General features: G+C 51.2%; 2 protein-coding genes. Both read left to right on the top strand.

Annotation, left to right across the window (positions count from 1 at the left end; translation table 11 throughout):
- Nucleotides 1–80: 80 nt before the first annotated feature.
- A complete protein-coding gene (locus XMG48_RS11865) occupies nt 81–25196 on the top strand; it encodes a LamG-like jellyroll fold domain-containing protein (RefSeq protein ID WP_217363856.1) in 25116 nt (8371 codons plus the stop codon).
- 221 nt (nt 25197–25417) lie between these two features.
- Nucleotides 25418–25985: hypothetical protein (locus XMG48_RS11860; RefSeq protein ID WP_173482291.1), on the top strand; the 568-nt coding region annotated here is incomplete at its 3' end.

Here is a 25985-nt window from a genome sequence, read left to right as displayed (position 1 = left end):
GTAATACCGGTACGGGTCTGAGTGTCTCTAACCCGATCTCTATCGATACCCTGGGTCCTGTCGCAGAGCTTAGCTCTAGCGTGCTCTACAACGGTAACCGTCTGATCACCATCGATTTTGGTGAGCAAGTGACTGACTTTGATGTGAACGACATTGTCGTGACCAACGGCATCAAAGTGACCAGTGGCTTTACTGAAGTTCAAGCAGGGCAGGTCTACACTCTGGAAGTCGCGCCTACCGCGGCAGCACAGGATAATCCTACCGGTGACGTCACCGTCACACTGCGTAAAGGCACGATGACCGACAGCCTGGGTAACCTTAACGCAGAGCAGTCGATTGCGCGTCCTTGGGATATCCGTGCGCCTGAAATTACCCGTATCAATGCCGAGAGCGGTTCCTACACCGCCGGCGATACCATCGCGATTGCTGTTACCTACGATGAGATCGTCAATGTTGATGCCGTGAACGGCACACCGTTCCTTGCCCTGAACAACGGCCAGGTGGCTGAGTATGTGCGCGGTAGCGAGAGCAACACGCTGGTGTTTGAGTACACCGTGGTACAGAACGATCAGGTCGATGCGCTCAATGTGCAGGCACTGGTGAAAGACGGTGCCAACATTACTGACAATGCGGGTAACGACGCTAAGACTTACATCACTCCCGGTGCCAACCTCTCCAACCATGCAGTGGTTGAAATTGATGGCGTTGCGCCAACGATTGTCACCATCTCTGCGGCAGAGGACGCGCTGTACCTAGCAGGTGACAGCGTTGAACTGACAGTTCAGTTCAGCGAGAACGTCTACATCGACTTCACCAACGGTTCACCGATTCTGGCACTGAGTAACGGTGCGGTCGCTGAGTATGTCGATGGTGACGGTTCAAGCTTCCTGAACTTCCGCTACACCGTTCAGCCAAATGACTTCGATACCACCGATCTAGATGTACATGCACTGATCACTAACGGCTCGGTGTTTAAGGACATCTCCGGCAACGAAGCCAATATGGCGATCCTGAGCGACAACAGCCGTCTGGCGTACCGCTCGGATGTGGTGGTGGATGCTGCGACACCGTACATCAACACCATCTCTGCCAACGCCGGTCACTACAACGAAGGCGAGATCATTGATATCGCCCTGGGTTGGAACAAACCGGTTGAGATGAACGATGCGCTGGGTACCCCAGAGCTGAAACTGAGCAATGGCGAAATCGCCACCTACAACGCCGCAGCCTCTACACCAACACGCCTAGTCTTCAGCTATGCCGTTAAAGCGACTGATTTTGAGTCGGACGCACTGGCGATTGCTGAACTGCGCACCAATTACGCGACTTTCAACGGCGTTGTTGCTGGTGAATCTGCTGACCTGACCCTGCCAAACGGCGGTGCGATCGCGCAGGCTGAAGGCGGCATCTTTATCGATCTGACGCTACCAGAAGTAGAGTCTATCAGCGTTCTCGACGAGAACGGTTCTGCAGATCTGAGCGCGGGTGAAGCGGCAACGCTTACCATCGAATTTAATGGGGCGATCAAAGAGCTGCGCCCAGAGTTCTTCAACATCGAGAACGGCGCGCTGAGTAACCTCAGCAGTGAAGATGGCGTGACCTGGACAGGCACGTTCACTCCGCTGAAAGACACGCAAGCCGGTGAGCAGACTCTGAGTCTGGATCTCACCAAAGTTTCTGATTTGGCAGGCAACTTTGGCCTCGGTCAGTCACAAGATGCTAACTACACCTTGGATAGCGCTTACCCAACCGTGACCATCCGCTCGGATGCGGACGGCATCGTTAATGGCGATGTGCGCATGGTGGTGAACTTCTCTGAGTCGGTGCAGGACTTTGACCTGAGCAAGCTCAGCGTCGAAGGCGGTAGCATTGATCAGTTAAGCCTGGAGACACCGGATAACTCGGGTCGTCCTGAAGGCGAATATAGCTTTGTTGTAACCCCAGACCGTAATAGCACCCAGCCGATTAAAGTGCGCGTGATGGATGGCGTTGTCACTGATGAGGCCGGCAACCCCAACAAAGCGTCGGATGTTCTGCTCCAGCCAGTCGATACGGTAAAAGCGAAGATCGAAGGTATCCACGCTGAGGCCGGAGCCTATGCGGTGGGTGATACCGTTCAGTTGACGGTTAAATTCAGTGAATCGCTCGACTTCGAATCGGCGCCAGAACATGCCCCTTCACTCTTTTTAAACAACGGTAAACAGGCTGTTTACCTGAGCGGTGCGGGCACAGACACCTGGACCTTCAACTACGAATTTAGTGAGCCTGCGGCCTCTGCAAACCCTCTGCAGGTGCTGGCGTTCCTCGAAAATGATGCAAAACTCGTCGATGTTGCCCACAACCGTGCCAACGTCAGCCTGAACAGCACAAACCGCCTGCAGGAGACTGTCATCGTTGATGGTATCGAACCTCAGGCTGTTAGTTTTAGCGCAGTAGCGGGTAGTTACGGAATCGAAAATGTCGTTTGGATTCAGATGGAGACCAGCGAATGGGTCAACGTTGATACTGCGTCTGGCCGCCCAACCCTCGAATTGGCCAACGGTGGCGTAGCCACCTACGTGTCAGGTTCCGCATCCAATACGCTACTGTTCCGCTACGAAGTCGAAATGACCGATCACTCAGTTGATGCCCTCGAAGTTAGCGGCATCAACATGAACGGCGGTTTGATCTCTGATGCAGCGGGCAACGCCGTTGCTGCTTTTGGATCAGACCTACTGATCAATGCAGATGCGTCACCGGTTGCGGTAGACACCAACGCACCGACCTTGCAGCTGGTTAATCTGGTTGAAGATGCTGGCTCAGAAAACGATGTCCTCAACGATGGCTACTACGGCATCGATACGGTCGTTGCGTTTGATATCCAGTTTGATGAAGCGCTGCTAGTCGATACCAGCGCCGGTGAACCAGTACTTTCGCTGAGTAACGGTCAAACGGCAGCGTATATCGCTGAGCGCTCTGATCTTGCTAACGGCATCATGCGTTTTGAGTACCGTGTTGCTGAGGAGCACATCAATAAAGATTACCTGCGCGTACTGGGCATGGCCGAGCAGGGTGCTCAGATCACTGATCTGGCGGGTAATGACGCTGTGGTTGATATCGATCCGAGCGCGCTGAACTACTCAACGCTGTCGATCGATACCAAACGATTCAATCTAGAACTCACTGACGATCAGCCAGAGATTGCAGCGATTCCGGGTGAGCCGATCACCGTTACGCTAACCTTTGATGAGCCTCCATCAGCCTTTGATGAATCGGTTTTATTCATCAAACCGGCTGATGGCTCCGAAGTTTTGGATGAACAGAACCTCATTCAGCCTGCACCCTTCGATCTTTTTGATACTCACTCCATCGTTGTAGAGGGCAGCCTGACTCAGGTTGATGAGCGCACCTACACCATTCAACTCTCTACCAACAACAACTTCCGCGGTGAGCTCGAGATCAGTGTCGCTGCTGAGGCTGTCGCTGACCGCTCAGGTAACCCGCTGACTCAAGCGGCTGTGCTGGTTCAGCCGGTTGATACGATCACCACGGCCTTCCAAATTACGCCAGTGGCGGGTCCTTTTATTGGCTCGGATGCGAGTGTGCATCTATTTACTGATACCGGTATTGAACTGACCGACGGTCAGGACTACCGCGTTGATTATGAGACCGACGCCGCTGACGGTCAGGTGTTGATCACACTGTTGAACGGTTACCGCGGCCCTATGCTGGTCGAGGTGCGTGACAACTCTTCTGTTTCAACCGACTACATCAACGAGTTTACCAAGCAGTCGACTAGCCTAGATACTTCGCTGCGCGCCATGCTCAGTGTTGATGAAGCAGCACCTGAATCCAAGCCCATCACTGTGATTGTCTCGCCTCTGACAGAGCTGGCCGTGCGTAAAGCCGGGTATGTTGAGGGTGAAATACCCAGCTTGTTGTCTGCAGAACAGCTCGACTACAACGTCAAGATCGCTGCGTTGTTTGGCCTTGAAGGCATTGATATTACCCGCACTCGCGTCACGACAACGCTGGATAAGCAGTTCGACGAGAACGACGGTCTCTCTGCTGGCGAAGCCTACGGTGAAGCACTGGCAGCACTCGCCGTAAAAGATACCGATACCGGCTCTGCTCGCGCAACCATCGAGATGTTAGTGGACGGTATTGTTGAAAACACCGACAACCAAACACTGGAATTCACACCGCTGGCAGCACTGGAGATCGACCAGGCGGCCAATGCCGTTGACCTGATGCAGGATGTGGAAGCCTCAGGTCAGGAGTTTACTGCAGACGATCTAGAGAAAGCGCAAGCGCTGCGTGCTGTTTTACGCACCGCAGCTGATGTTGAGCCGTTCGTAACCATCGAACAGCTTGAGCTGATCGGCGTTCAGGGTGTCAGCGAAAACACCCTTAGCTTGGCACACCGCCTGCTGACTCAGACCGCCGATGACGGTTCGGATGTGGACAGCATCGCCAAAATCGATGCACTGCTCTCTAGTGCTCTGGCTGCACTGGATACGATCACCATCGCCGCTGAACAGAACACCGCTGCAGACGATGTGACGCACGCGCACTATGTAGCGCTGGGTTTCCCAGACTTTTCACCGGTATTTGAGCAGGCATTTGCCAAAGTATTGGATCAAACCGGTATCGGTGCCGCTCAGGTGGGTGATATTACGCTGTTTGAAGCGATGCTTGGCAGCTATCAAAACCTGATTAGCTTTGTGGTTGATCCACAGTCAGTGGATCTAGAGCCAACTCTTGCCGATTACGAGCGCCTTGGCATCACCGGTATCGACAATGACGATATGGTGACCGTACTTAATGGCGGCCTGAGCACCAACACCGAGCTCTCTTATGCGGTGATGGATATCAACGAGCTGCAGTTCTTGGTAGACGACTTTAACGGCTCGATGGATGCAATCCGCCTCTACAGCGAAGATCCAATCGCCAATGCTGATCAGATCCCAACGCTTGAGACATACCAGAAACTGCGTCTTGCCAACATGGACGAGGCGCTCGTTGATAGCATCAACTCCGTGCTGGCTGATAGCGATATCGTGATTACAGCGGACGGTGTGCGTAACGAAACGCAGACCATTATCAACGCGTATAACAGCCTTCTAAGCTTCAATGCTCAGGACGCTGATGCAGTTGCTCCTGCGACTGAAGATTATGCCGTTCTGGGCGTAAAACAGCTCACCGATGATCGTGCAGTTAACTTTGCAACATCGCTGCTCATCAATAAAACCGTCGATCAGATCGACTCAACGGCAGAGCTTGAAGCGATTGCCGATGCGATCAACGCACTGCTCTACACCGTCGATCTTGAAGATGCCTCAACAGCGGCGACTGATGAAAATGCGATTACCGTCGAGCAGTTGAGCTTACTAAATCAAACCGTCACTCAGGCACAGCTTGCCTCTGTACGCGCCTTTATGGCAACCAAGGCCGATACTGATGTGGCCGAACTCACTGAGCTGACTCATCTAGTTGATGCTGTTGTTACCGCAGCAGATCGCATTAAATCCTTCTCTGAAGATCCAGTCGCAGCGTCGGATGTAATCAACGGTGGTCTGGGTGAACCGACTGAGCTTGATTACGAAGTCGTACTCGCAGGCACCGGTACTACCATCTCAGCGCTAGGCGCAATGAACGAGATCCTGGCTGACAGTGATGTGGTCGTTGGTGAGACTGATCTTCAGACTGAGCTGAACTCACTCGTCTCTATTTACAACGTGCTGTACGGCATGGCGGATGGCGGTGAAGTTAACGAAGTTGATGCGCTATCACTGACCGATTATGACACTCTGGGTATCAACGATCTTGATACGACGGACAGTAACGACCTAACGACAAGCTTCCTGAACTCTCTAATGGATGTTCAGAGCAGCGAAGGTATTGATACAGCCGCTGAGCTGCAAGCCCTTAGCAACGCCGTAATCGCTTTGCGCGAGACCGTTGTAAACGGAACTAATACAGAAACTGGCATCACCGTTGATCAGTTGATCCTACTTGGCTTAACTGATGCAACAGAGGCGAACCTGACGGCACTGCAGACCGTAATCGCACGTGATGCGGTTGAGAGCTACAACAACTTTGCAACATTGGCTGATCTTCAATCCGTAGCAACCAACGTCTTTACTGCGCTGAACACGCTAAGCGCGCACACTGCATTGGATGCTGACGCTGCGAATAACCCTACCGAAGCGGTATACGCACAGGCAGGTGTTGCAGGTGTGACTGAAGATAACCTACTGGCAGTTAACGCACAGGTTCGTCTAGCGGCGACATCAGAAGATAAAGACTCGCTTGAAGAGCTAACCGCACTGGTTGAAGCTGCAGATGCTGCAATCGAGTACATCCGTACCACCGTTGCCCCAGAGATCCGTGCTGTTATCGAACTGGCAGATGGTGAGACAGGTCTCACCCTAGACGAGCAACTTGCTGCTTACAGCGCAGCAGGCGTCACTGATGTCACGGAGGATAACCTGCTTGCAGTCAATGCACAGGTGCGCCTGGTGGTTGACATTGCTGGCAAAGACAGTGTCAGTGAGCTGCAAAACCTTGTCACACTGGCTGACGAAGCGCTTGTCTACCTGACAACCGTTGCCGTTGAAACCGATTATGAAAACATTACACAAGAGGCTCAGCTAGCAGCATACAGTGCTGCCGGTGTTCTGGGTGTGACAGCAGACAACCTTCTCGCTGTAAACGCTCAGATGCGTGTTACAGAGAACCAAGCGACAGTGGCTGAAGTTCAAGCGACTGTTACAACTGCAGATGCCGCACTCGCGAAGATCGAAGCGCACGCCGAAGGTGATGATGCACTTGCAATCACCGATTACGAAGCGGTAGGCGTTCTGACGGTTACCGACGAAAATCTATTGGCAGTCAATGCACAGGTTGTCCGTGCTGAAGATCTAGCAGCAGACTCGGTTGAAGAGATCGGCGGTCTAGTTGATGCGGCGAACAATGCATTGGCGTTCATCCTGAGCGACATCGCACCGCTGACGTCTACAGAAACACTAGATGCTACAGCACAAATCGAAGCCTACAACGCTGCGGGCATCACCGGTGTTACAGAAGATAACCTGCTGGCCGTAAATGCTCAGATCCGCAAGCAGCTTGCTGCGGATAGCAACGCAACAGACAATCTCGATACCGTAGCGGATATCCAGGCTAAGGTGACTGCCGCGAATGATACGATCGCATACCTAGACAGCACAGTTGCGCTTGAAGAGGACTACCTAAACCTTACTCAGGCACAGCAGGTCACTGCTTACCATGAAGCGGGTGTTCTAAGCGTCACAGCTGACAATGTTCTAGCGGTCAACGCGCAGATGCGTCTAGAGACGACAGCCGAGAACAAAGACGCTGTTGCAGAGATCGAAACCATCGTTGGCCTAGCGAACGATGCAATTACATACCTTAGCACTACAGTTGCGCCTGAACTGAACGTAGAGATAATCACGCTTTCAGATCAGTTGGCAGCATATGGCGCAGCAGGCATCACAGGCGTATCTGAAGATAACCTTCTTGCCGTTAACGCACAGAATCGTCTAGTAACAGATGGTACGCTGAAAGATAACGTCGATGAGCTACAAGCGCTTGTGACTGATGCAAACGATGCGATCACTTACCTAGCAACTGTTGCAGATGAAACTGCAGCACCAGAGACTATCGCTGAGGGTGAAACAGGTATCACACTGGCAGACCAGCTAGCCGCATACAGTGCAGCGGGTATCCAAGGTATCACTGTAGAGAATCTACTCGCGGTTAACGCACAGTTCCGTGTGGCAACCGATAAAGCGACTGTGAACCAGATTCAAACGATCGTAACGCAGGCGAATACTGAACTTTCACAGATCGAAGAGTTCGCAGCAGATACAGAAACGGTACTAGCTGAGACTGACTACTCGGATGTGGGTGTGACCGGAGTATCTGAAGATAACTTGCTTGCTGTAAACGCGCAGGTACTTCTTGCTGTAGATGGTGATGCAGATTCTGTCTCTGAAATCCAAGATATCGTGACCGATGCAAATGATGCATTGGCTTACATCTTGAGCGACATCGCACCGCTTACGGCAACAGATTCAACGGATGCGTCAACTCAGATCACAGCATACGAAGCAGCTGGTATCACAGGTGTTACAGAAGATAACCTGTTGGCAGTTAACGCTCAGATCCGTAAGCAGCTGACAGCAGATGTTGAACTAGACGCACCAACGGAAAACTTAAACTCAGTTCTTGAGCTTCAGGCTAAAGTCACTTCAGCAAACGATGCCATCGCTTACCTTGAATCTGATGTCCAAGTTGAAACCTACGCCCTTGATGATCTCTCAGGTGGTGAAGCCGCTCTTACAACGACAGAGCAGCTAGCAGCCTATGCAGATGCTGGTGTGCTTAACGTGACAGTCGATAATCTATTGGCCGTTAACGCGCAGATGCGTCTTGAGACCACCACAGGTAATAAAGACTCTGTCGCTGACATTCAAACCATCGTTGGTCTGGCTAATGATGCCATAGCGCTGATTGAAACCTTCAACAACTCAGACGGCGCAACCGATCTGGGTAATGGCAACACTGCACTGAGCACCGACGATTACGCGGCGGCAGGTATTCTAAACGTGACTGCAGATAACCTAGTGGCAGTGAATGCGGTGATCCTAGGTTCTGCGACAGGCGAAACCACTACGGTTGGTGATATCCAGACGATCGTGAATAACGGTATTCAAGCCCAGCTTGATGCCATGGCGAAGATCTCCGATTACGCCGATGCCTATGTTGTAGGCACTGAAACGACAGCGGGCGATGCGTCAACCAAAGCGGTTCAGACTATCGATCCGGGTGTATTGGCAGCGGCTGATGGCTATACGCTTCACCTAGGTACTGTAACGCTTGAGACAGGTGCTTTTGCCTCTGCGCCAACCGTTGCAGAGATGATCACAGCTTTCCAAGCAGATTCAGCCTACACACTCGCGCCGTTCACTATTGCTGATAACGGCAGTGGTCTGCTTGAGATCACCTTCAAAAACTTCGGTGTTCATAGCAACATGGGTGAACTGCACACAGCACGCCCAACACTGGAAGATTTTGTCACAGCGGGTGTAACGGGTCTTACTGAGAAACAGCTGTACGCAGCCGTTGACTTAGTAGAACAGAAAGCACCTGATCAGGTTGATCAGCTAGCTGAAATTCAGACGGTTGCGACGAACGCAGCGACCGTTCAGGCCAACAACTTGAATGTGGTGCTGAACTACGCCATCGATAGCGCAAACACTAAACCAACTGTAATGACCTACAAACTTGCAGGTCTGACTGCAGTAACCGAACTGACGCTTCCAGCCATCAACAAGTTGATTGCACTGGAAGACAGCAACACTGTTTACGACTTCGATACAGCGGCAGCTATCGTTAACGCAGGTGTACAGGCGTACACGGATGCACTGCTGAAGATTGCGAACCACGCAAACGAGCTAGCGGATGCTCCAGTACCAACACTGGACGATTACGAAACAGCTGGTATCACAGGCCTAATCGCCGATGATATCGATATGATCAACGCGCTGATCATTCAGCGTGAAGCGGACGATGATGGCATCGCGACCACCTCATCAGGCATCCAGAGTGTTGTAAACGCAGGTCTTGCTGCTGTATTCAAACTTCGCGATGCAGCGGAAGGTAATACAGCGGTTGATAACCTCACGGAAGATGACTACACAGCAGTAGGTATAGACGCTGCTGACATTCCAGATGTAGCTGCACTGAACAGCTCACTTGATAGTCAGCCAGTAAATGGCGTGATTGCACGTAACTTCTCGACGCTATCAAGTGTCGTTGCAGCGGTTAAAAAGCTCGTCGAGATTGCTGATGGTACCGATGGTAACGCAACGGATGTGATGACTGCGGATGACCTAATCGCCATGGGTCTAACAGGCCTGGAAGCGACAACCGGTGAGTCGGCTAAACAGAGCGCCGCGATCGCGATCTTCAACGATCTGGTGGATACCAAAGCAAACGCGGATGTTGGTACCGTTGCCGAGACGCAGGCGCTTTACAACGCAGTACAGGCAGCCCTTCGCACCGCGATGGGTGAAACACCTAAGATCACCAAGGAACAGCTGAAACTACTCGGTTTTGATGTTGATAACGCCGATAGCAACGTGCTTACGGATGTTACCGACGACAACCTAACAGCGATTCAGCAGGTACTTGTTAATCTTGCGATCGATACAGACTTCAGTGCGCTGACAGATCTCGCTTCACTAAAAACGCTAGTTAACGATGCAATCGCAGCAATGAATGCGATTTCAACAGCGGCGGGCAGCAATGATGCCTCAGCGATTGTTGATGTCACCACCCTGAATGATATGGGTGTGACTGATGTGACGGACTACGCTGCGATCAACAGCGTACTTGAACTGGCGAGCACCACAACAGCGAAAGTATCGAACTACGGTCAGATTAAAGCGATCGTCGATAGCTACAATCTAATTCTGAAAATGGCCAATGATGGCACCGTTGAAGCTGAAGCTCAGGATTACGACAACATTGGTATCACCGGTGTAACTTCAGCGGATGAAGTCGCTCTTGTTAACAGCTACATCATCGCTAAGAACGACAGCACTCGTGTTAATACGGTGACCGATCTTCAGAACCAGGCAACCGCACTAACAACGATGTTAACACTGGCTGAAGAGAGCGATGTCGTTGGTATCGATAATGCAACAGCGACAGCGCTAACACTTACCGACCTAGAATATCTGGGCTTTACCACCGCACCTGCAACACCAGCGGTATCGGGCACAGAGATTAGTGCAGTTAACCTAGACTCAATCCGTCTAGCAATTGCCAACACCGCAGATGATCACTCAGATATCCTAGATTTCACCGCTCTTGAAACGCTGATCAACGATACAGCGACTTCGGCGAACGTGATTCAGGCATACGCCGCAGCAAATGATGGTGCTAACGCACCAACTGCTGCTGATTTCGCCGCTATTGGTGTGGCTGGAGTAACCGATGCGAACGTAGCTGCGATCAACTCGTCACTCTCCACCAGCGGTGTGCTCGATAGCATCGCAAGCAGCGTCGCAACCGACACACAAGACATCGTCGATGCCTGGGCTAAAGTCGAAACGCTCGCCGATGGAGGCGTAGATAGTGTTGATGTCGCGCAACAGACAGTAGACATAATTCCTGAAACAAATACCCCATCAGGTACGGCAACATCGATTACTCAAAATGGCTTTACCATATCGACAGAAAGTGTGTTCGGCAGTACCTGGGCACTTAATGAGGCATTTGATAATGACCTCGGGTCAGGTTATGCAAATGCCGATGGCGATCCTACTAATGTCCTTATTATTGATGCGGATAAGGCGTATCAACTCTCTGGATATACGCTTAAATCTACAAATGCCGGATACCCTAAATCTTGGACACTTGAAGGTTCAAACGATAGTTTGACGTGGACTATTCTAGATACGCAGACTGACTCGCAAGAAACTCAGAACACGAGCCACACATATCTTTTTCCAAGTGCAACAACAGATGCATACCAGCAGTACAGGTTCAACGTGACCGCTACAGGAAACGGTAACGAACTAGAGTTATTAAACTTCGAACTGTTGATAGATGAGGTCAGTTACACGGTTTACAACAGTGATGATGACTTAGACGGTTTTGTTGGTATTGACGATGATATTCAGTTAGCGACGGCAAGCGACTTTGCAGCGTTAGGCATAACTGGGTTGTCTAATGCGGCGGCCTCATTTTTGAGTCATCTGATTGACGAGCGTAACCTCACGGATGTCGGTGATATTGCGGCATTACAGTCGTTGGCTGATGCCGTTGAAGCGCTCTTGGCGACCAACACTGTCGATGATGGTTCATCCACTGCGGCCGGGGGTGATGTCACGCGGGCGCAACTTAATCTGCTTGGCTTGAGCCTTGTTGATGATACGAACTATGCCGGTGTCATCACGTATTTAAAGGGCAATGGTGATCTTAACTACGCAACCGTTGATCATTTTGCGAAGGTCAAAGCTGACATTGTTGCCAACCTAGACAACCTCTCGGAGATTGAGAAGGCCGCGGAACTCAATACCGCGACCACCAGTTACCCGACGTTAGCCCAATGGGACACGATTAACGGCCTGGATGCCTCGACCGCTGATGATGTGACGTCGTCTAATCTTGCTGCAATCAACTCGCTGCTCAATACGACGGAGGTGACGGGAGCAACGGTCAGTAACACGGCGACATTGCGCACGCTGATTACGTTGTACAAGAGTGTTCTGACGGCGGCGACCTCAGGCGGCGCGGCGGCAGCGTTAACGCAGTCGGAGTATGAGTCGATTGGTGTGACAGGTTTTAGCACGACCACAGCGCGTGCTGCAGCCGAGGTAACTGTACTCAACGAGGTGATCTCGAGCTTTACGGATAACACTCGGGTTGATCGTATTAATGAGGTGGTGGGTATCCGCAAAGCGGTGACGGCTCTGATCGATACCGTTGAAGGCAAAACGCCCGCGATTACCAAAGCTCAGCTGGGCTTATTGGGCTTTGATCTCGACAACGCCGATGCTGACGTGGCAACACCCTCGGTAACTGACGATAACCTTAGCGCAATTCAGAAGGTCCTGAAAGATACAGGTATTGGCACCGATTACGATACCGTCGATACGCTTGCCAAAGTCCAGGCGCTGGTTGACGGTGCTGTGAACGCCCTAGAAGCAGTTAAAGCAGAAGCGGACGCGAATGATTCAGATTCAGTGACCGTCGCTCAACTTGAAGCGATGGGTGTTGAGGGTGCTGATGATTCTGGAACAGCCAGTGATAACATTGCGCTGATCAATAGCATCCTAGATAGCGCTGTTGCATCAAGCGAAGTCAACACACTGGAAAAGGTTCAGAAGCTTGTTGATATCGCAGCCAAAGTTGTTGCGCTGGCTGGGGATGCCTCTGCAGCCAAACTAACACAGGCAGAAATTGCGCTGATTGGTATCAATGATATGGACACCGATGCTGAAGTTGCGCTTCTGAACGATCTAATCGTGGCGGATACTACTGCTCAGGCAACCGTAGCTGAAATTCAAACATTCGCAGATGTGGCATCTAAAGTGTTGGTGAACGCCGCGCTTGAAACAACAGCAACCTTTGATGACACCAATGCGCTGACAGCTACTGAGCTTGAAACTCTCGGTTTCACTAACGATACAAATTCACCGCGCACGCTGACCGCTAATGGTGCAGCGAGCGACTCTGTAAATGCAGAGAACCTAGGCTTAATCCGCCTAGCGATTGCCAATACAGCGAACGATTATTCAGGCGTAAACCGCCTCACCAAACTGACCACACTTGTTACAGACGTTGCCACCGCAGCCAACAAACTTGTGAACTTTGCTGAATCTGTTCCTACCCCTACAGATGCTGCACTGATCCCAACCGTTGCTGACTTCGAAGCGATTTTTGTAACAGGTGTGGACAGCACTAATTTGGCATCTGTACTGGATGTCTTAGCGCAGTCTAGCGTCACAGTATCTAGCGACATTCAGGCTAAGGTTCAGGCGGTTGTTAATAGCTACAACCTTATTCTGACAGCTGCTGATGCGACCGATAACGACACATCAACAATTGCTGAAACGGATTACACCAACCTGGATGTAACGCTCAGCGATGATGCCGTGATCAAAACAGCTCAGATCAGTATTCTGGGGGACATTATCGATATTCAATCGAATGACGATGTCGATACAGTCACTGAGCTACAAACTATCGCGGATAACATCAAAGCGGTGCTGGATACAGCGGTACTTGCCGATGGAACAGATCCGGCTACCAACGGTGTTACCTTTGAACAGCTGAACGGCCTAGGAATCAGTGGCGCTACTGCCGATAACATCGCAGCGATCCGTATCGCGCTGATGAACAAAGGCAGCGATACCAACCTGAGCTCTATTGATAGTTATGACGAACTGAAGTCGTTGGTAAACAACGTGATCAACGCACTCGAAATCTTAGCGAACTACGCTGCTGATGAAGTGGCCGCAGAGCAGATTCCAGATGTAGATACATACAACTACGCGACCTTCCTAGAAGTCACCGGCGATAACTTTGAGGCGGTACAGCGTGAGCTGATTGCGGCTGAGCGTGATGATGCCGATACCACCGCCAAGTTGCAGGCGGTTGTGGATGCGGGCTTGGCGGTTCAGAAAGCTGCGCTTGAGAAGATCGTGGCCTACAGCACTCCGGTTGCCAGTGGCACGGTCGTGGATGCAGGCGATAGCACAATCAACGCAAATGGTAGCCTCAACGATGCCACCCCGCGCCACCTGAGCATGGATCTGACGGGGCTATTGGCCACCGACAGCTTCACCCTGCGTGTTGGCAGTGACACCTTGGTCACTGAAGCTCTAGCAACGGCTGATGCAGCGACCTTGGTTGCGGCCCTAGAGAGCGTAACGGGTTATGATGATCTAGCCTTTAGTGTGCGTGCTGATGGCGAGGTGCTGCACATTGAGTGGAAAGACTGGGGTGCCTATGGCGCTGCAGCCACATTGCGTGCCGCACAACCGAGCCTAGATGACTATCTCCTATCGGGTGCCCAGTTCCGCACTAGTAACGGCATTGATGCCGACAACCTCTATGCGGTGAACAAGGTCGTTGAAGGAAGCACCTTCACGGCAGTGACTACGAGTAACGTTGCCACGGTCGTGGGTGAACTTGAGACTGAGCTGGAAACAGCAGGGCAGGGCTTGGATGCCCAAACCGCGGCATTGGCAATCATCGAAGCCTACGCCGATGGCGGTTCAACCGCACCCACAGTGGAAGATTACACGCTGGCGCAGGTGACGGGCGTTACTGAAGACAATCTGGTGGCGGTTAATACCCAGCTTAAAGCGCTGAATACCAATATCACGACTACGCATACCGTCAGTGACATTGAAGTCGCGGTTGCCTCGGCCAATACCAAATTGGCAGCCTTTGAAGCGAATACACCAGCCGATCCGCAGGTAGGCTTTACGGTGGCGGAATACGCCGCGGTCGGCCTTGCCACAGGCATCAGCGATGATGTGGCCAACGGCATCGATAACCTGAAAGCCGTCAATGCCCAGGTGGCCTTGGCCGCTGAGGGTGATGCCAACCGGGTGCTCGACCTAAACTACTTACTGGCTAAAGCCGATGCCGCCATTGCCGCTATCGAGGCCTACAACAACGGCACCTTGGGTCGCGAGCTCACCGTCGATGACTACGCCGCCGCAGGTATCACCGGCGTCACACCAACAACACTCTATGCCGTCAACAACGAAGTGAAGTTCGATAGTGCGCTCGTCCTTAACAGCGTCAGCGAAATACAGGCGGTTGTGGATCCCGGTCTGGTAGCGGCTTCGGATGCCCTAACGTACACACTAGCCATTGCTGCCGACGCACAAAGCTTTAGTGAGCTTTCCAGCACGACATCGTCCTTCGTGCCCCAGATCGATAATAACAGCGATCAAGACGCTGCAGGTATCGTTGAGACTTTTTTCAATTGGCACGAACCTAATAATTATGACGCTTATAAGGCCTTTGATAGCAGCACAGGTACAGGCGACAGCAATGGTGCTCACAGTGAAGGCGCTTTGAATGGGTCCAACTCAGCCATTTTGGGTTGGAAGGATCCCGCAACAACAGCCACAAATCTTGGCGCATTCCAATCCGTAACGGTTATCGCACGTGCTGGCCTGGGTGGTCGCGTGCCGGGTGAATTCGCTGTTGAGGGATACAATCCCGATACCTCGAACTGGGAACCGATTGGGAGCTTCACCAACACAACCCAAGGCGGTTTTTCCGTTACGAGAGAACAGCTCTTAAACAAACCCTATGACGCCTACGACTTTCCAGAGGAAAAGCTTTACTCAGGGTTCCGCTTGGTTATCGATACAACGGCCAACCAAGAAAATTCTGGGTCTGATGGTTACATTAATATTAACCAGCTTACGTTTAATACCAAGACCCCGATTGATAATAGCTACGTTACTGCCTCTTTAGAGGACCTAAATACCGCCGGCTTACTAGGCGTATCAACTGATAACTATGCAGCGGTCGTAGAGCAAATTGCACGTACCCAGCCAACTGATGCAGCTGGCTTACAGGCGGCAGTGGGTTTGGCTGACGCTGCGATACAGTTACTAACCGATTATGAAGACGGTGACACAGCCTTAACGGTGGATGACTTTGTGGCTGCCGGCCTTGAAGGAGTTGACACCTATAACCTTGAGTTTGTTGTTGCGCGTTTGGAAGCCCAGACCGATGCGGCGTTGAAAGACACCTGCAGTGAGTTGCAATCCATTGTGACCAGCGGTGTAAGTGATTACCGCGGTGAGCTTGATACGCGGATTAATACTTTCGCCAATGATCCGATCACTGTTTTCACTGCCGAAAGCGGTGGTGACGACAACGCGCTATTTGATAATACTGTCCTTGCCGCCTCAACCGATTTGATCAGTGGCGTATCAGCTACGACCGGTCTGGTTGACGGCATAACAAATCAAGACAGCGGCGAAGTGCTGAGCAGCGAGATCACGCTAGGCGCCGAAGCCAGCGGCAATACACGTTTGCGCTTTGAGAGTTTAAAAGCGGCATTCAACAGCGATGTAGTGGCGACCCTGCCTGAAGAGTTCGTGGTGAAGGGACGCCTCGACTACACCGCCGACGCCTCTATTTGGTATGACCTGGCAACGTTCACACGATCTACAGTCGATCTCATGCCGGCAGGTGCCACCACCAATACGGTAGATGGCGTGACGTCTTCTTCTTCTAATGATGCGGGTTTCTACTATCGTGCCTACGATGCGCTAGACGATGTCGTCGCTACGGCTAGTAACAATCAAAACTCTTGGGCTGTTACCCAAGATGGTGTCGAGTGGTGGCAAGTTGATTTGCCCAGCGAAAAACTGGTTACTGAGTTCTCCATTACCGGCGTAGCAATGCCCGCGCGTGGTCCGGGTGCTTTTGTACTCCAAGGTTTTGATGGTGCAAATTGGGTCGATCTTGATGTGGGTGGGCAGAATTTAGCGACACCCACCAATATGTCGGAGCTGATTGATCAAAGCGGCAGCTTTGAGCTGCAAAGCGGTAGCAGTCAGTACATCGATGTACCTGACATCACCATGGATGGTGATTTCACCATGCAATTCTGGGTTAATCTGGAAGGAACAACACCTGATGAATGGTCCCGAATTTTTGACTTTGGCTTAGGTGAGAATAACACCAATGTTTTGCTTGCATTTGATGGCAGCAATGGTCTGAGATTTACCACAAATATTAGTGGTGGTACGCAGGCACGTGTTTACACTCAAGCAGGTGTTTTACCTAACACCGGGTGGCATCAAGTTACAGTCAGTTTGGAAGACGATAAAACACCCCACATTTATATCGACGGTACCGAGATCGCGACCGTTAATCAAAGCACTGGTGCAGGTCTGACGGCGGGACAGCTGCACACCTTCTCTAACACCACACTGACAAGCAATTTCATTGGCAAATCGAATTGGCCAAATGGTTACCCCACCATGAAAGTGGGTGAGGTACGTATTTGGGATAAGGCGCTCACGCAAAGCGAGATCGATGCAAGCTTGCTGTCGCCGTTGAATGGTGATGAGGCGGGTCTTGAATATTACCTAAAGGCCTATGACGGCACGCTTGAAAACCATGCCACAAACTCCAGCATGGGGTCTGCTACACCCATTAATGGATCTCAATATTTAAGTGAGTACTCGGATACCCAGACGTTAACGGGTACTGAATCGCTGATTGCGCAAAATGGTGCAGTGGATTTTAACAACGGCGCCATAGACTTAGGTGATATTACCTTGGGTGGCGCTGTAACGTTGCAGGCTTGGGTAAACCTAGATGGCAACACGCAATCAGCTATGTCGCGGATTTTTGATTTAGGGAACGGTGCGGCCAACTCCAATCTCATTTTAGGCTTTAACACAAACAATAAGCTTTACATGAGTGCCTTTGATGGCTCGACTTCGTCAACGAGCACAAGTCCCTCAAGTATCCCTAATAGCGGCTGGCAACACATAACTTTCAGCATCTCGGATGCTGGTGCAGCTACGGTCTATTTAAACGGTGAGGTGTTCCATACCTTTGCTACCCAAGTACCTGACCAAACGACTCGTACCAGTAACTTTATTGGCGACTCAAACTGGTCCCAAGACCCTGCGTTTGACGGCTACATTGGCGAGGCAGCTGTTTGGAACCGTGAGCTTACACAGCAAGAAGTTCAGGCCAGTATGTTGGCGGCACCCACACTGACTGATAGTGATTTGGTCGCCTATCTGCCGCTCTATGAGGGTGAAATCTACAATGCTGTTGCGGGTAGTGACGTCGTAACCGCTAACTCCGGAGCACAATTTACATCTGCCACACGTGACTGGGATCCGCGCGAGACCAAGACCTTTGTGGTTGATGAGCCCGGATTGTACTCGAGCTACCGCATTTCCATCCCCAACGATCAGTCACACGACACCCATGTGGGCTTTGATGAAATATCGATGACGGCCTACGACGTGACGTTCAACGCGGCGCCTGCATCCGTTTTTTCAGCCAATAACACGCTCGCCAAAGACCTTGCCTATGACGCGCTGACTGTCAGTGCCTCTGCCGCGGCGTCGGGTGACGCTGCCATGGCTGAACTTAATCTCATTGTCGATCGGGTGACGGCGTCGGAAGGCTTTAGTGTGAGTGACCTCACGGCGCTCAATATCCAGAATGTGGACGCAGATCTGTTACTGGGTTATCAGCAGCGCTTACTTACCACATTCTCAACTGACTACGTCGCCGGTGGTGAACTTCAAGCCATCGTCGACGAGGTGAACACCGCTAGCCAGACAATCATCACGGCTATTGCAACCAATCAGACCGCGTCATTGACGCTCACTGATTTACAGCAGGCGGGTATTCAGGGCGTTGCCGATGCGGCCACGGCGGCTGCGGTAGTGCAAAAGCTTGCGCAACTCACAAGTGTTACGCAGACAGCGCAAATGCAGCACGCGGCTGACGAGATTGCAGTGGTGTTCGATAAGGTTAAGGCCTTTGTCGATGCAGGTATTAGCCAGCCGACCAATGCCGAGCTGGAACTTCTGGGTCTATCAACCTACGAGGCGACTGATTACGCGTCATTAATCAGCACGTTAGACGATCTGAGCGCTGGCGCTATTACCTCCATGGCGGATCTTGAAACGCAACTGCTGGTTGCGGAGCAACTCAAAGCCACGGCCTTGGCAAGGCTCCACGTGGTCTCTGATGCGGCACTCAATACGGGTGATTTCGTCCCCGATCTCGATGCGGCGGGTAATGAGGCCTATGTATTCGGAGCGAGTGTGCGGACAACCTACGACTCAAGAGGTGCGGTTAACGCGTTTGATGATAATACAAGCACACTTTACCACTCGGATACAAACGGTTGGTCTGCAGATCAGTGGGTGGCGTTTGTTGATCCAACAGGTTTGCTTGCGGGTATTCCCACTGCTATTGAATGGGTTGGCAGATCGAGTTTTGGAGCGCGTATCCCCAATAACTTCCTCTTTGAAGGCACAAATGACGGCGGAGCGACCTGGGAAATCATCGAGCGCTTCGATAACGACACCCTGACGTCTGGTGAGCTGTCATTTGCGGTTGCTATTCAAAACCGAGGTCAGAGTTACAGTGGTTTCCGGCTCTATTCAGAAGATTTAATGAGTAGTGCGAGCGAGACGAACAGTCTCAATTTGACCGAACTCCGCTTCATCGTAAAGCAGACCGCGACAGTTGAAGCGTATGCGCTTGCCGGCATTAACGGCGTGACTGAGGCTAATCTGGATTACGTGAGTGCTTACCTGCGCACTGCGGGTGCGGCCGATACTGTCACGCCAACACTGACCACTTTGCAGACACGCGTATCAGACGCTGAGGCGCGGGTTGCCAAACTCGAGGCCTGGCAAGGTGGAGACGCAAGCGCCGCATGGACCCGCGCCGACCTCGTCGCTTTTGGCTTTGAGGATTGGATTGCCGAAGATGATATTAATCTCAATGGCTTGTTAGCGATATTGGGTGATAGCGACACCGGATCGAGCTATGCTGAAGTCGTGTCCGTGTTGGGCACTGCAGCTGCAGCGTTTCATGCACAGATTGCGCGATTTGAAGCGCACTTGTCGGCAGGTGGTGTCGATACTGCGGCCACAGAAGTAGATTTCGTTCCTGACTACGACCTCAGTAATGAGGCGAAGGCAGGACTGGTCTTCGATGCGACGGGTCCACTTTATGGAAACAATGGTTCTGACTACACGAAATATGCAACTACCTGGGGCGCAAACAATGTCTTTGATAAACAGTATTCAACGTCTGCTACCACTACCGGAGTAGGCTGGCATAGCGGTGCTGGAAAACCCGAATTCATCGGTTGGCGAAGCGAGGATTTATCGAGCGCGCAGGTACTCACCCGTGTTGTATTTGATGCAAGAGCAACTTATGGCGCGAGAGTTCCCAACCAGTTTGATCTACTGGGTTGGACGGGCAGTGACTGGGAGCTGATTAGAGAAAATCTCACAAATACAGCAAGCGACAGTGGCAGTGGTGTGAGCATTGATATTGATTATGACGTAAACAATCCTGCAAAAGCGTATACAGGGTTCGCCATCCGTATTGATAGTTCTAACGATGCCGATGGCTGGATTAACCTAGACGAACTTTTGTTCTACACCAAGCCGGCAACATTTGACGTTAACGAGACGCAACTTGCCGCACTGGGCTTTGAGGGACTGTCGTCTGCTCAAGCCGCTATTTTTAGTGATCTCGTAGAAAAAGCGAGTGGTGCAGCCCTGACCACTACCATGGAGCGCTACGCTTACCTGCAAACTGTTCACACGAACCTTGCGCAGCTTGAGGCTTATTTTGATCAAGCCTCACTGTTTGCCGCAGGTGATGACAGTCAGAAACTGACGCTGTCCGAATATCAAGCATTTGCGGTTCTGCTGGCTGACCTAGACATAGATTTTGAAGCGCCGATCGACGCATCGGTAGCGGCAGCTATCGATGTGGCACTGCGTGATACAGGTAATCTAGTTGACGTAAGCCATGCCTTGCGGGTTATGGAAGTGGCCGTCGGGAGATACTTCGACGCCGCAGCGAAGGCTTCTGATTATCTTGATCGCAACGCATACAGTGTCGGCGTTGAGGGCAGCGAAGCTAACTTCCTTGACGCGCCGTTAACAGCTGACGGGCAGGGCGCTGTAGCTACTGCTTCTTACAACTCTACGACATACGTCTACACAGCATTCGATGGCGAAAAGGCGATAGATGACACCGCTGATGCACGTGGCTGGTTCTCCGAGGATAATGCTGGTTTCGCTGTACTGAGTTTGGGCGGTGATTCACGTGGTTGGGATCAGTCTAAGCCGGCAGAGATTCTAAAAGAGGTAAGAATTTGGCCAAACTCATCTAACGCTAACTGGCGCAATGGTGCGCCGGAAGAATTTAACGTGTGGGGCTACAATCCAGAGAGTGATGAGTGGGAGTTAGTCGCCTATTTGCAAGGTCCAAACACTTTGCAGTGGCCAATGAGTTTCAATATTGAATCTAGTACGCCATATAACGGTTTCAGACTGGAAATGCTCGATCATATTGGTGATCTGTCCGAATACGATCAGGTAGATTTTGGCGTATCGGAGGTGGAGTACATAACTCAGAGCGTTGCCACCACGTTAACGCTTTCGGACTACAGGGACCTCGGTTTCGGCAACATAACAGATACAGCCGTACAAGCGATGAACGTTCGTTTGGCATCAGAGATAAAACCAGCGGTAATCAGTCACGCGACGTTGAAGCCGATAGTTGATGATGTGTTGGCACACGAAGCGGCGCTCCAATCAATGATTCGGCACGAAAGTGCCGTAACAGACCCAAGCGTTTACGCGGACGCGGGTCTTGTTGGTGTGAACGCGAACAATATCGACCGAATTAATACGCTACTCCTGAATGACCCACGCGGAGCAGCGCTGCGCTTATCAGAGATTCAAGAGCTCATTGATCATCAGAACCATCAGTTTGAAGCGCTGTTTGATTTTGTTAACGCGATCTCAGCCGACACTGACAACTATCAAAAAGCGCTAGCGGACGGCACATTTGTTGAAAATAATATGACGGCCTCTAGCCCGTTAGTAGACGGGTTTGTGTTTGCTAAATCTTGGTGGGGTCCGGGTTGGGATGCCCATTATGAAATCTTTGATGGTACTGAAAGCGGCGCCGGAAATGGATATGCCAGTGATTACAATGTTGCCGACGTGTATGCGGGGGAGCCGGAGGGCATAATTGGCATCTACGATATCTATCAGTTGATCGGTCCTCGCGTGTTAGACAGCGTGAGCATTAATTTACGTACTACCGGGGAAATAACGACAGGCTTCTGGATACAAGGCTATAACGCCACATGGCAGCGATGGGAGAACATTCATTACAGTGACGCTCATAGTACGAATGCGGGAACGCAAACTATTGATGTAGATAGTGATAAGGCTTACAGCGGATTCCGTCTCTATCTACAAGCGCCCGACGATGGTATCACCGTTATCAATGAGTTGTGGTTCAACACCAAGGGCGCGGACCTTTTCGACGAGGCGGGAATTCAGGGCATAAATGCTTACAACGCGGCCTTTATCTCGGCGGCGCTGGTCACCGCGCAGGCGAGCGACGCTACCTTGTTTAGTTCCAATACGGCGTTGCAGCAGGCCGTGGATGCGGCGCGAGAGGATTTCCTAATTAGTGAAATCAATCGCGTTGTTAACAACAACAACGAAACCCTAACTGCTGATTTCTACTTGGAGCTTGGCTTTAACGACATTGGCGAGGTTAGCCGCTCTTATCTTGACCAGCAGTGGCGAGACGCGGCGACCAGCAGCGATTTAACGGATATCGCTGCCATGACCGCCTTCGTATCACAGCAGGTACTCCAGCCCAGTGCATTGATGAACCTGTTGTCTGAAAAAGCCGAATTCGGTGCTGATCGATCGCTCGCTATGGCTCTTACTACTGTTGGAAATCTAAGGGAGTATGTGCCAAGGCTCAGTGGTGATGTTAGTGGTGTTATTGAAAACAACCCATATCAGGCGGCGTCCTATCCCGCATGGCGTCTCTTTGATGATAGCGGCGCTACATACTTTGCAGACGATGGGAGTTTAACTTCCAGCAATCCACTTCTATTAGGGTATCAGGGTGACGTCACGAGATGGACGCGTATTCAATCTTTCAGCTACGAATACCGTGAGGAGTCAGGATCAACTGACCGCACGCCGAGAGACTTTACGCTACAAGGTCTTGATCCGCTTACGGGATCATGGGTAGATATCCAAACCTACTTCAATACATCTACTAGTAGCGACAAAACATTTTCAGTTGATTCCGATGTTGCGCGTCAAGCATTTGTTGGGTACCGCCTCAACATAACGAGTGCAAACAGCAGTCACAGTAGCTCAAAAGTAAATTTAGACGAGCTTCAATTCAACGTATATGACGTTGTGGTCGACAGTAGTTTGTTCACCGCGCTGGAGTTGCCTATGGTTACGGCGGAGACCAGTGGTGATATTTTGTTGGCGCTGCTCGAACACCCAACACTTGATCTAACAGATCGCACAGCTGTTTTAGCTGAGGCTCGCGCCCAAGCGATTAGCCTGGGTATCGAGCAATATGCTCTGAAAGCTGGCGCCAATGTGGAGGCACCTACCGCTGCTGAATTGGTAGAGGCCGGGTTCACTGATGTTAATGGCGCAAATCTGTTTGCTGTACTGGAAGCTCTTGCATCGAGCCAGGCCGATGGACTGTCGGTAACTGACGCGGTGGCTGCTGGCGTTCAGGCACAGATCAATGCGTTTACCGACCTCACTGAAAACTTCGACGGCACGAGCCAAATTTTCCAAGGTGAGGGTGCCCTGTTCGTGCCCACTAACGGTACCGGTGGTAATTTTAGCGTAACGAGCCAGTGGGACAACTCAACCCACAAGGTTGCCAATGCATTCGACCGAAACACATCGACGTACTGGGCCAATAATCACGCCTTATCACAAGCTAATCCAGAGCAAGTCTCTTGGGTAAGCAATGACCCCAACTATCGGGGCATTGTTCGACAGATAGAACTCGATGTTCGTGATGCTTTCCCAAGTCGTTTACCTGCTGCTTTCGACCTTGAAGGCTGGAATGCGACTAGTGGGCAGTGGGAGTTTATTCAGTCCTTTACGGATAACACGCTCAGCAGCATTGAGCGCTTCGCAGTGGCCAGTAATAAGGCTTACTCAGGTTTTAGGTTGTCTATATCGGCTTCCCAAAAGACCGACAATAGCGACAACTCTAATATCAATCTAGACGAGATACGGTTTGTGGTTGAGCCCATTTCGAGCGCAACCGACTTTGATTACGACTCGACCGCTCCGACCTTGCTGACCTATCAGCAGGCTGGTATTGAGGGTGTGACGATCAGCAATATCGATCGCATCAACGCAGGCGTTAAAGCGGCAATAGATGCTGGTATTACACTTGATTATGATGCGGTAGCGGAGATCGTCTTTACAGAGAGCTGGATACTGTCGGTTGCTGACAATAATCCATCCGTTGCAAGTGATCCCACATTGTTTGCAGCATTGGAATCTGCTGTTGAGGATCTCTATGCTTTGGACGGGTTCGCAACTAAGGTTGAATACGATTCCCAAAAGGCAACTGGCGTTGAGTTGACTGCCGATGAATTATCTTTGCTCGCAGGACAAGCTCTAAACGAGTCTCAAGCACAAGATGCACTAGCGGAGCTTATTGCCTCAGATCATCAAGTGAAGTCTCAACAAACCCTACGACAAATGTTGCAGCACGAAGCGTATGTAACAGATTTAATCGTAAGAGATCAGTACGAGAACGAGCTCGGTGAGCCTGTCCTAGGAGACACAATTGAAGCAATTATTGCTCTGGATGAAGGTTTGGAAGAAGGCGATATTGTAGAGCTAATCATCGATGGTGTTGTGGTCGAGACAAGGTCGCTCAAGGAAGAAGAGATTACGGCCCATCAGACGAAAGTAAGCGTGCAAATTTCTGATCTGTACAACGCACAAAATTTGGACGAGCAACTAGATTTGGTAGTGAGGACAGTGCAGACCGAGACGAATACCAGTGATGACTCAGGTATTTGGCAATATAACTGGCAGTAAATGACCGTTCGGCTCATCTCTGCCATCTGCATTGTAGAAGAGAAGTCGTTTGCCCAGGGACTTTAAGGTCCGATAATTAGTTGAGACTATTCTGTCAATTTGTTATTGACACTTATGACATAAATTGTTTTCATGCACGATGGATGTATGTCTAATTTGTCACGGTTGTGACATTTAGGCCCAATTAATTGTCGAAGCTAAGCTTCGCAAGGGGAAACAAAATGGCTACGGTAATCTCTCAATTCAATGCAAGTCGTCTCTCAACCGGGGTCGGCGAGACGGTCTATATCACGGCTGGGTTTAGTGACACTGTCACGCTCAACGCGTCAGGAGGCAGCGCACCATTCCTGGCGCTGTCAAACGGTGCGAATGCCCAACTGGATGTCGCACGCTCTGCGTTGGCGGGAGATGATGCCCTGGTGTTTGCGTACACCGTGGCGCCGAATGACTTTTCGATTACCGGACTGACCGTCAACGGTCTGTTCCTTGATGGCGCGTCGTTGACAGACAGCGTCGGCGAAGCGGTTGTCACGAAGGTGACATCGGGTGTCAATGAGTCAATCTATGTGTCAGGCAATAACGAAGTAGCCATCGTTAGCCAGGCCATCACCTCTGATGATCTTGTTTCTCCCCGCGTAGCCTCTGTAGATGTTGTCAGCGGCAACTACCTGCCTGGCGATAAAGTCACCCTGACTGTTGTGTTTGATGAAGCGGTCGGTGTGACACCGGGCGCGAAGCTGCCAACCCTGACGCTTATGAGCAACGGCGAAGTACTGGACGATGTCATCG

It is taken from the genome of Marinobacterium sp. xm-g-48, assembly GCF_013282925.1.
GTDB lineage: Bacteria > Pseudomonadota > Gammaproteobacteria > Pseudomonadales > Balneatricaceae > Marinobacterium_E.
The sequence above is the reverse complement of the archived record's forward strand: the minus strand, read 5'-3'. Positions and strand labels throughout refer to the sequence as shown.